Below are 10,810 nucleotides of genomic sequence, written 5' to 3'. Positions count from 1 at the left end.
CTTAGTTTGGGAATTTACCCCAGAGAGGTTAAGAAGGAGGGTAAAGGTGCTTCCGAGGCCGTACTGGCTAGTAACTGTGATTTCTCCACCCAATTGATGGGCCAATTCACGCGCAATCGCAAGACCTAAGCCATGACCACCTGTTTTCATATTACGCGAAGTCTCTACACGATAAAGGCGTTTGAAAATATTCTCCAAATCCTCTGGGGCAATGCCCTGTCCCTCATCCGTCACACTGATTGAAAGCTGGTTCTTCTCCAGCTTAGCCACCACTTCCAGCTTGGTTCCTGGAGCAGAGTATTTAAAAGCGTTATTGACCAGATTCACCAAGATACGAGAAAGCTTAGCATAATCTCCCTCAATCCGGGCAGACTCTGGGATTACCTGCAAGTGGACATCTCTTCTTTCTTGCTCAATCAAGAACTGAAATTCACTCATGCACTCAATCAAGAGCTGGTCCAGAAAAATACTGTCCTTGCTGGTAGTTTCTACCTGATTTCTAGCTGTATTTAGAGTCAAAAAATTCAACTCTTCAACCAGTTTATTGAGTCTTTCCGTCTGGCGCCCAATAGTTGCTAGATAATGGTCCTGTTCTCCTTCCTTGATAACCCCATCCAAAATCCCTTCTACCGTCGCTTGGATTGAAGTGATGGGAGTCTTAATATCATGCGAAAGTTGAGCAATCATCAAGCCCTTTTCTCGTTCGCTTTCTTCCAAGGAATCAAAGCTTGCCTGCAAATCATGGGACATTTCATTAAAAGCTTGCCCTAATTGTTGAAATTCTAAAGGGCCTTGAACCTCCAGATTTGAAGGAAAATCCTTGTCCGCTACCCGCTTGGCATGTTCCTTGAGTTTGCCCAACGACGTAAAGACCGGTGATAGGAGAAAGAGACTAATCCCAGCACCGACAAGGCTGGCAACGATGGTCATCCCAAGCAAAAAGTAAATCTCGCTTTTCTCAATCAGCATTTTTTGAACAGCCCAAAAAACAACCAAAATGGTTAAGAGGGTTGAAATAATATATCCAACCAAAATATAACTTTTTAGTTTCATGTTTGTCCTCTCGGTTTCTCTATCTTATATCCCAACCCCCAAACGGTCTTAATAGTGGGCGTTTGGTCACTACTATATTTTGCCAACTCCTGTCGAAGAGCATGGATATGCACATTCAAGGTATTGGTATCATCCACATAGTCTTCTTGCCAGACCTTTTCATAGAGGTCTGTCTTGGAGAAAACTCGCTCTGGATTGCTAGCTAAAATCCACAGCAATTCAAATGATTTAACAGTCAAATCCAGCATTTCTTCTTCTATTTGAACTTCATGACTACTATGATTCATTTTCAGATTACCAAGGGAAATCAGCTCTGTTTCGCCCCCACGATGAAGGCGGCGCAAAATATTATGGACCCGCAAAACCAGCTCACGAGGGCTAAAGGGCTTAGCAATAAAATCATCTGCTCCCAAGCTCAGACCGTAAATCTTGTCCTGTTCACTGGTCTTAGCAGTAATAAATAGGAAAGGCTGCTCTGGTGATAAGTATTGAACTTCACTGATTAAATCATAACCATCCATCCGAGGCATCATGACATCTGTGATAATCAAATCAATCGGTTTTTTCTTGAACAGCTCTAGCGCTTCCAGTCCATCATGGGCTACCAAGACCTGATAACCTGCCTGAATTAAGTATCTCTGATGAATATCGGTGATTTCTACCTCGTCGTCAACGAGTAAAATTGTCTTTCCCATCTGTCTCTCCTTTGATAAAAACAGTGCTATACTGCTTTAAGTATAACACTATTTCTATTGTTTTACGATGATTTTAATCTGCTATTGAAAGAAAGTCCTGATTGCTGATTGAGTTGGTAAACTAGCCTTAGTCAGCCCACTATCCATCATTTATTTCCTTAGCTGATTAGTTTTCTTCTTTTTTGTTTTTCAAACCTAGACCACCGAGTAAACCTGCAAGTGCAAGCCCAAGGAAACCAATACTTGCCATTGATGTTTGAGCTTCACCAGTATTTGGTAGCATAGCTTTATCATCTGACATCATCTTGTCTGACATCATCGTATCAGACATCTTGTTAGCAGAAGCAGCCATGTTTTCACCTGCCATCGTATTGGTAGAGCTTGTCATAGTGTCAGCAGGCATGCTATCTGTAGTACCTGGAGCTGGAGTCTCAGTCTTCATACCTGATTTTTCCATTTGGTCATTTGCTGGCATTGCTTTATCAGTCTCTTTGGCTGGTGCCATCATGTCCTTATGGTCAGTAGCTGTTTGATGAGTCGCACCTGTAGCATGACTGTGATTCATCGGAGTCACGCCAGAGCCAGAGTTAGAAGGTGAGAAAGAACCATTCGCTGTGTCTGATGTTTCTTTAACATTTATCTTAATAGTAACTTGTTTAGTTGCTACGACATTTGTCAAGTCAGCTTTACCATCTTTGTTACCGTAAACTTTAACAGTAGCATTGTAAGTCTGAGTACCATTAGCACGAAGCTGATCGATTAAAGCTTGACCTTGTTTACCAACAGTATTGCCATTTAAGTCTACTTCATAGAAATATTGACCTTTTGTTTTCACATTTTCTCCTAATGGAGATAAAGCAGGATTTTTAGCTACACCATTATCAGACCATGGAGCCTTGTCAGAAGCTTTTAGTAATAGACGAGTCAACATACCATCACCAGCGAATAGTTCATAAGGAATTACTTGGTTTACACCGGCTGTGAATGGACCTTTTCCTTCAGCTTTTTCAAGATAAGCAGCAGGAACATCGATACTGTCTTTAATGTTATCTTTAACAGCTTTTTCGACAGTTTCTTTAGCAACTAATCCATTGATGTTGATGTCTACATTTTTAGTAGCAACTAGATTAGTCAAGTCAGCTTTACCGTCTTTATTTCCGTAAACTTTAACAGTAGCTTTATAAGTTTGAGTACCATTAGCACGAAGCTGATCAATTAAAGCTTGACCTTGTTTACCAACAGTATTGCCATTTAAGTCTACTTCATAGAAGTATTGACCTTTGGTTTTCACGTTTTCTCCTAATGGAGATAAAGCAGGATTTTTAGCTACACCATTATCAGACCAAGGAGCCTTATCAGAAGCTTTGAGCAAGAGACGAGTCAACATACCATCACCAGCGAATAGTTCATAAGGAATTACTTGGTTTACACCGGCTGTGAAAGGACCTTTTCCTTCAGCTTTTTCAAGATAAGCAGCAGGAACATCAATACTGTCTTTAACGTTGTTTTCAACTGCAGAGTTAACATCGCTTCTTGTTACAAGACCGTTCAAGGTAATATTTACTTTACGTTCCTTGACAACCTTAGTCAAATCAGGTTTATCTCCGGCTGCTTCATAGACAGTTAGGGTAGCTACATAGGTATTTGTACCATTAGTACGAAGTGTATCTAATAAATCCTGACCCTGCTTACCTGTGGTGTTACCATTCAAAGATACTTGATAGTAATACTTGTCATCAGGTAAATTTTTCACTGGTGGAATTTTCTCGTTTTGAGCGACACCGTTATCTGACCATGGAGCCTTGTCAGATGCTTTGAGCAAGAGACGAGTCAACATACCATCGCCTGCGAAAAGTTCATATTTAAGTGGTTTGTTTACACCAGCCAAGAAAGGACCGGGAACTTTGGCTTGTTCTAGGTAGCCCGCTGGGACATCAATACTGTCTTTAACATCCTTATCGACAGCTTTTTCAATATCTTCTGGAGTTGCTTGTGTCCCTGCCACATCATCTGTATCTACAGCGTCTTTTAAGACATCTGTTAGCTCTGGATTTTCTTGAGCTTCTTCACCTTTTTCAAAAAGTGTATCCAGACGAGAAGGGCTTGTTTCCTCGCTCACTTCAGTTCCTTCTGTAGTTGTCGGAAGTGAATTCGTATTTCCAGCAACGGCCTCAGGTTTCGCTTCAGCAAGAACGGTGTCTCCCTGAGTTTCTGCTAAGTCACCCTCTTTCGTTACCGATTCCCCTTCAGGTAAGACTTGAGCAGGGGTTGGATTGAGCCCATCGGCACGTACAGAACTTGGCTGACCAACTAGGACAAAAAAGCCACTGGCTACAACAACTGAGGCAACACCGACACTAAGACGGCGAATAGACCAACGAGTATATCTTTGATTTGGATTGAATTTCATAGGATTCTCCTTAGAGTTTTTCTTTATTTGATGACTCTAGTATAATCTCCTAAAATTAAAAAGGACTAAGAAAAAGTTAAAATTTTTCTTAAATCCCTCTTATAAAATACTTATATCAATTAAATCCATAAACAGATTTGGTGATTTGATAGACAACATTGGACAGTTTGCGAGCTGGCAAGACAGAATGTTTGGTCAAACGGCTGAGCATGGTCTTGCGGATAGCCTGAAAAACCTCTGGATTTTCCTGCTGAATATAGGTCCACAGCTCCCGTTTTTTGGCAAGATGCTCTGCTGTGCCTGCTCGGTTGAGCAGGGCACTGGAAATCACCGTCGTAATCTCAATATGATTCAGCAAATATTCTCGCATTTTGGGGTGACTCACTTGGGATAAATCAAGCTGGTCTACCAAGAGTCGATTGACTTTCAGTTGCTGATCAATGCGCTTAATCATCACTTGCTCATTGACAGACTGGTCCTCACGCCCAATCAAATAACGATAGAAATCGACAGGTAGATAGTACATGGTTTTGACCTGCTGAAGGGGTGTAAAGACAAAAAGATTATCGACATAAAAAGTATGCTCAGGCAATTGGAACTGGCTCGCTCGCAACAAATCTGTCCGGTAAATCAGCGAGTGCATCATGATATACTGGCCTTTTGAGAAATTTCCGACCTGATCCCAGCCAAAAATCTGCTGGACAGGCAAGACTGACTCGTAACTCATACTCTTCTTACGAGACTGACCTTCCTTTTCATAGACAAAATTAGTCACAAAGGCGTCAACCTCTTGACCCTTGCTCTCAAGTTCCTGCAAGGTTTCAAGAATTTTCAAATAAGCACGAGGATCCACCCAGTCATCACTATCAACTACTTTAAAATAGCGCCCAGAAGCCTCCGCCAAGCCGCGATTGACAGCACCTCCATGGCCTTTATTTTCCTGATAGATGGCTCTAACGAGGTTAGGATACTTGCTAGCTAAACGCTCAGCGATTTCCTGAGTCTGGTCCTGAGACCCGTCATTGATAATCAAAATCTCAACTTGCTCACCACCAATCACTAACGACTCCACACAGTAATGAAGATAGACTGCTGCATTATAGCTAGGAATGGCGATAGACAATAACTTCATAATCTGCTCCTTTAGGGGACTGATTTTTTCTTATACTCTTCGAAAATCTCTTCAAACCGCGTCAACCCTATCTGCAACCTCAAAACACTGTTTTGAGCAACCTGCGGCTAGTTTCCTAGTTTGATCTTTGATTTTCATTGAGTATTACTCTCTCTTGTCACTTCTTTCTATTTTACCATAAAGTTCAGCCTTTGAAGAACTTTTACTAGAATACAAGGCTTCTGTCTCTCTTTGCTATCTTGGGCATCAAAAAAGAGGAGAGCTTCCTCTTTTACGAATTCAATGCTGCTAGGGTATCCAAATACTGGTTGTTGATGACCGCCAAAATATAGGTATCTGCCTTCAAAAGGTCATCTGGTCCAAATTCAACATCCAATGGGGAATTTTCCTGCTCTCGGAAGCCCAAAATATTCAGATTGTATTTGCCACGAAGGTCTAATTTACTCAGACTTTGACCTGCCCAAGACTGAGGAATTTTCATCTCCACAATAGAGACATTTTTATCCAACTGAAAGACATCAACACTATTATGGAAAAGAATGGTCTGTGCTAGGGACTGCCCCATTTCATACTCTGGCGAGATAACCGAGTCAGCTCCAATCTTTTCCAGCACTTTCTTAGCAGTCTGACTTTTGACCTTAGCAATAACAGTCGGTACCCCCAAACTCTTACAGTGCATAACCGCAAGCACACTCGACTCCAGATTTTCACCTGTCGCGACTACAACGGTATCGCAGGTATCAATCCCTGCTGATCTCAATAATTCTTCATCTGTGATGTCACCAATCACTCCACGCGCCAAAACTGGCTCAAACTGATTGATGCGCTCTGCGTGGTCATCAATAGCGATAATATTCATATCCTGCTTGGCTAGGGCAGCTAGGACACTACTTCCAAAAATTCCCAAGCCTAAAATTCCAATCGTACGATCTGACATGCTCTTTCCTTTCTTAACCAATACTAATATCTGCTTTCATATAGTGAATCATATCTTTCTTTTCTGGATGGTAATCTGCTAGGCTGACCAGCAGAGTCAAGGGACCAATTCGTCCGATAAACATGAGAACCATAATCACACTTAGAGCTAATTTCCCTAAATCTGGAGTTAAATTTGCCGTCACTCCGACTGTCCCAAGAGCAGAAATGGTTTCAAATATGAGGTGGATAAAGGGAGGATTTCCCTTGGCTGTCATCCCTAGTAAAATCAAGCCCAGCAAGAAGGTCATCAAAAAGATAATAAAGACACTAAAGGATTTTTGAACCGTTCGCGGCGCAATCGTCCGTCGAGCGATATTGGCATGAGGTAAGCCTAGAAGCTCACTTCGTGCAAAGACCAAGAGGACAAAAAATGTGGTAATCTTGAGCCCCCCAGCTGTTCCTCCTGGAGCCCCACCTAGAAACATCTGCAAGATATAAATCAATAAGGTAACAGGACGAGCCATGCTGTAATCAATTGTCCCAAAACCAGCCGTTCTCATGCTGACAGTTTGGAAAAAGCTGACCAAGACCTTATCTGCAACAGGGAGATTGCCAATCGTCCCTGCATTGTTCCATTCAAGAACGAGACTGCTCACCGTCCCAAAAGCTAGTAGCCCCACCGTCAGTAATAAAACCAGTTTGGTGTGAAAATGCAGGCGCCCTTTTTTCTTTTTCCCTATATGCGTAGCAAGGTCAAACCAGACCATAAATCCAAGACCACCTGTGATAATCAAGCCTGCGATGACCAGATTGACCAAGGGATCAGTCTGAAAAGCAATCAAGCTCGTACTTCCAAAATTATCAAAACCGGCATTACAGAAGGCGGATATAGCTAGAAAAATAGCACTAAAGAGACCGCGCCCCCAGCCAAGTTGAGGAACAAAACGAAAACTGAGGAATAGAGCTCCCAAACCCTCAACCAAAAAAGTCGTGAGAAAAATAGAATAGACAAACTTTCTCAAAGATCGAGTCTCTCCATAACTAAAACTATCCTGAATAGTTGTACGGCTACGAAGACTAAGCTTTTGCTTGCTCTGGATATAGAAAACCCCAATAAAGGTCATGAGCCCCAGACCACCAATCTGAATCAAGAACATACAAATGAGCTGACCCCAAATATTGTAGGTATCAGCGACAGGCTGGGTAAAAAGACCTGTCACACAGACCATGGATACAGTTGTAAAGAGATGGTCAAAATAAGTCGCTCGAGAGCTAGGCACTTGCACAAAAGGCAAGCTCAAAAGAAGAGAGCCTAGTAAAATAACCAAGGCGAAACTCAAAAAAATACGACGAGCAGGCGACAAACGAGATAAGCCTAGCTTTATTTTTTCCTTAGATAATTTAAATAACATACATCCATTGTACCATAAAAAGTAGGAGAGTAGCTATATCTGAAAGGATATCTCAAGGCAGAGTTCCAAGGCCTTATCAAAAGCTTCCGAGCCCCAGTCACGACTATCGTACTGGTCCAAGTCAGCTAGGGAATCTGCTGTGAACAACAATTCACCCCAGAGAACCCCACGCAATTGAGCTACTGCCGCAAGCGCAGCACACTCCATCTCCACAACAGCACAGCTTTCTTCCTTACGATAAGCCACCTTTTCAGCCGTTTCTCGGTAAAAACCATCTGTCGTCCAGGTCATAACTTCTTCATAGGGAATCCCTCTGACTTCCAAAACTCGCTCAATGGCAGCAATAGCCTCTGGCTGCATTTCCATATAACGAGAAGGTGCCACATAGTGGTAACTGGCTCCTTCATCTCGCAGAGCGCGAACAGGGACTAGAAAGGCATTTTCCTCTATATCGGCTAGCACACCACAGGTACCTGTGGAAATAATCTGCTCCACACCATAGCCAATCAACCAATCCATAAACTGGGCTGCTGGAGCTGAACCGACAGGAGCCTGAGCCAGACAAATCTCCTCGCCTTTGTAGTTGATGACGTAGACTGGATAGGTCTTGGTGGCAGAAACGAACTCACCAACACTGTCCGCCCCTACTTCCCTCGCATAGCGGTCAATCTCCTCACCTAAAAAAGCATAAACACACTTCTTGGGCAACTGCAAATCCAATCTCTCGTGATTGGGCATGATAACCGCCTGAGGATTGTCATCAAACTCTAAAATAGGAATCGCATGCTTCTGAATCATAGTCTACCTCCTCTAATTTTGTACTATTGTATCAAAAGCTGACCGAATGTCAAGGAGGAGGCTGAGAATAAAAACAATACAATAACAATATTTTTGACAGAGACTCTTTTTAATGGTACAATGGACTTGCTTAAAAGTTCGATGAAATAAGCATATAAGAAAACACCACCGGTTGCCGCCAGTGGTGTTTTTTTGCGCTTGCTCAAGGCGCTCAGGCTATTTCTTTTTCTTGTCGCATTTGCTTGCTACAAATCGGATAAGCCACTCCGATAAGACATTCGCTAGTGTACCAGCAAGAATAGGTAGCAAGACAAGTTCGATGAAAACGCACATAAGATCACCTCCTGCCTGCGCAGTCTAGTGTTTGCGACCTTACTATTGTATCATCTTTGACTGAAAATAAATAGAAAAATCATTGATATCATCTAGTCATCCACAAAAACTCTCTCCTACACTAATACTTCTTGTATCAAAAAGCATCCCAATTACAAGATGCTTTGCAATTGCTTAATGAAGCAGACTTGCTAAGATATAGAGTAGGTGAATGTGAACCGGGTAAAAATGTAGAAGAAGTTTTTATCTCCACTCCCTTTTTCTCCATTATTGAAGAACAAGAGAATGATAGAAAAAAACAACACCCGCTGTTCCTTTTTACTTCTATTCCACAGATATCTCCTTAATCACGCGCGCAGGGTTGCCAGCTAATACAACATTGTCCCCAAAGGACTTGGTAATCACTGCCCCTGCTCCTGCGACGACATTATTTCCAAGTGTGACTCCAGGCAGGACAATGACGCCACCACCAGCCCAGAAATTGTCTCCGATTGTGATAGGCTTACCGTACTCAATACCTGAATTACGCTCATGTGGATCCAGCGGATGAAGTGGAGTCAGGAACTGACAGTTGGGACCAATCATGGCATTGTCCCCGATACGAATAGGGCAGACATCCAGCATGGTCAAGTTCCAGTTAGAATAAAAATTTTCCCCTAGATGGATATTGACACCGTAGTCCACCATCAAGCGAGTATTGATATAAAGATTTTGCCCAGTTGAGCCAAACCAAGCCTTAATGATTTCAGCTCCCTTCAAGGGATCTTCTTCCTTATTAAAAGCAGCCTGCTTTTGGCGAGAAGCCTGAGCCAAGGCCCGCAATTCTGGGTCCGATGGACGGTAAACCTCTCCTGCAATCATTTTCTGGTATTCACTAGTCATTGTGTTCTTCTCCTTATTCCCTACTATCATATCAAATTTTCTACATATCTGACTAGGATAAGGAGCATTTTATACAATCTATGCTCTGGTCTTTATCACATCCTATCTAGCTAAGCGGATACGCGTCACGATTCCGTCTGGGTCTGTCACTTCCAACTGAGTTGATGTCAGCCACTTGATAGACGCTTCAACTTCCTGTCCTCTTTCGGCAATTGCTAGAAATTCTTCTTTGCTTGCGACTTCAATGACATAGTAGGCCAAGCCGGGTAAACCTTGTTCACGTCTGGCTAGCCTTTTTCTTCCCCACTCGTTGACCGCTAAATGATGATGATAATCCCCAGACGCAATCCAACTAGCGCTAGGTAGACTAAATTTATCCTCTAGTCCTAAAACCTTTTGATAAAACCGGCTTGCTACTTGACTATCCTTGACAGAAAGATGGATATGCCCCATGCGCGTAGTAGAGACTATCTCAAAAGGTTCTACTTTACGTCCCATCTCATATATTTCTTGAGCAGATAAGGCTTCGGTTACTCCGACAATGCGCCCATCCTCACGAATATCCCAGTCCTCTATAGGCTTATCACGATAAATTTCAATCCCGTTCCCTTCTAAATCTTCCAGATAGATTGCTTCACTGTAGCCATGATCCGCCCCACCGACTAGCTGAATTTGCAGCTCTGCTATATGCTTAAACAGATTTGCCAAATCCTCACGACTTGGTAAAAGGATAGCTAGATGATAGAGACCATAGTGATCTTGCACCTCCTCTAGCCTGTCTGTTTTCAGTAAATGAACCAAAGCCTTTCCACCAGCTCCTAAAATACTTTCAGATTCTGTCTGAGAAAGGATCTCCAAGCCTAGAATCTGATGATAGAAGGCAGTCTGACTCACCACATCCTTTACATTTAAAACTGCCTCTGCCAAATAAATCTTACTATTGTATGCGTAGGTCACCTATTTCTCCTTTGCTCTTTTTATTGTAACTTTATTCATTACAACATTATACTCCTTTTTTACTTGGAGTCAAGTAGAACAACTCAAATAGCAGGACCAAACGAGGTTGGGCAAAAAGTCGACTTCAGGAGAAAATGAAGTAAATCTCCCCACAATAAAACGCATAGTACCAAGGTTTCTCTGACCTGATACTATGCGTTTTTCTGATTTCAAAGACTTC

At 42.3% G+C, this 10,810-nt stretch carries 10 protein-coding genes; 1 reads left to right on the top strand and 9 read right to left on the bottom strand.

The features are described 5' to 3' along the window. The 7 genes from HT721_RS06935 to HT721_RS06905 form a co-directional block, all read right to left on the bottom strand. Positions 1-1,053 (bottom strand): HAMP domain-containing sensor histidine kinase (locus tag HT721_RS06935; RefSeq protein WP_173229383.1); only part of this gene is annotated, 1,053 nt, incomplete at its 3' end. Continuing rightward, complete coding sequence (locus tag HT721_RS06930) at positions 1,050-1,748, bottom strand: response regulator transcription factor (protein ID WP_173213906.1); 699 nt, start codon at positions 1,746-1,748, stop codon at positions 1,050-1,052. The genes HT721_RS06930 and HT721_RS06935, both read right to left, overlap by 4 nt. Positions 1,749-1,914: 166 nt before the next feature. Continuing rightward, positions 1,915-4,158: a PavB family fibronectin-binding SSURE repeat adhesin gene (locus HT721_RS06925; protein WP_173213908.1), complete on the bottom strand. Its 2,244-nt coding sequence runs from the start codon at positions 4,156-4,158 to the stop codon at positions 1,915-1,917. A 115-nt stretch (positions 4,159-4,273) separates the two neighbouring features. After that, positions 4,274-5,290, bottom strand: a complete 1,017-nt coding sequence (locus HT721_RS06920) for a glycosyltransferase family 2 protein (RefSeq protein ID WP_173213910.1) — start codon at positions 5,288-5,290, stop codon at positions 4,274-4,276. Between the two features lie 271 nt (positions 5,291-5,561). Then, positions 5,562-6,227 (bottom strand): TrkA family potassium uptake protein, encoded by a 666-nt coding sequence (locus HT721_RS06915; RefSeq protein WP_050082205.1) that lies wholly within the window; start codon positions 6,225-6,227, stop codon positions 5,562-5,564. Positions 6,228-6,240: 13 nt separating this feature from the next. After that, positions 6,241-7,620, bottom strand: a complete 1,380-nt coding sequence (locus HT721_RS06910; protein WP_173213912.1) for a potassium transporter TrkG — start codon at positions 7,618-7,620, stop codon at positions 6,241-6,243. Between the two features lie 33 nt (positions 7,621-7,653). After that, positions 7,654-8,418, bottom strand: a complete 765-nt coding sequence (locus HT721_RS06905) for a nucleoside phosphorylase (RefSeq protein ID WP_173213914.1) — start codon at positions 8,416-8,418, stop codon at positions 7,654-7,656. Between the two features lie 464 nt (positions 8,419-8,882). Here HT721_RS06905 and HT721_RS06900 point away from each other — a divergent pair, with 464 nt between their 5' ends. Further along, on the top strand, positions 8,883-9,098 hold the full coding sequence (locus HT721_RS06900; RefSeq protein ID WP_173229381.1) for a hypothetical protein: 216 nt from the start codon (positions 8,883-8,885) through the stop codon (positions 9,096-9,098). Here the strand turns inward: HT721_RS06900 and HT721_RS06895 are convergent. Next, positions 9,076-9,633: a sugar O-acetyltransferase gene (locus HT721_RS06895; protein ID WP_173213917.1), complete on the bottom strand. Its 558-nt coding sequence runs from the start codon at positions 9,631-9,633 to the stop codon at positions 9,076-9,078. The two genes, HT721_RS06900 and HT721_RS06895, sit on opposite strands and share 23 nt — an antisense overlap. 102 nt (positions 9,634-9,735) lie before the next feature. Further along, positions 9,736-10,590 (bottom strand): VOC family protein, encoded by an 855-nt coding sequence (locus HT721_RS06890; RefSeq protein ID WP_173213919.1) that lies wholly within the window; start codon positions 10,588-10,590, stop codon positions 9,736-9,738. Between the last annotated feature and the right edge of the window lie 220 nt (positions 10,591-10,810).

Source organism: Streptococcus sp. 4094 (assembly GCF_013277125.1).
Lineage (GTDB): Bacteria > Bacillota > Bacilli > Lactobacillales > Streptococcaceae > Streptococcus.
This window is presented reverse-complemented; position numbering and strand designations above follow the sequence as displayed.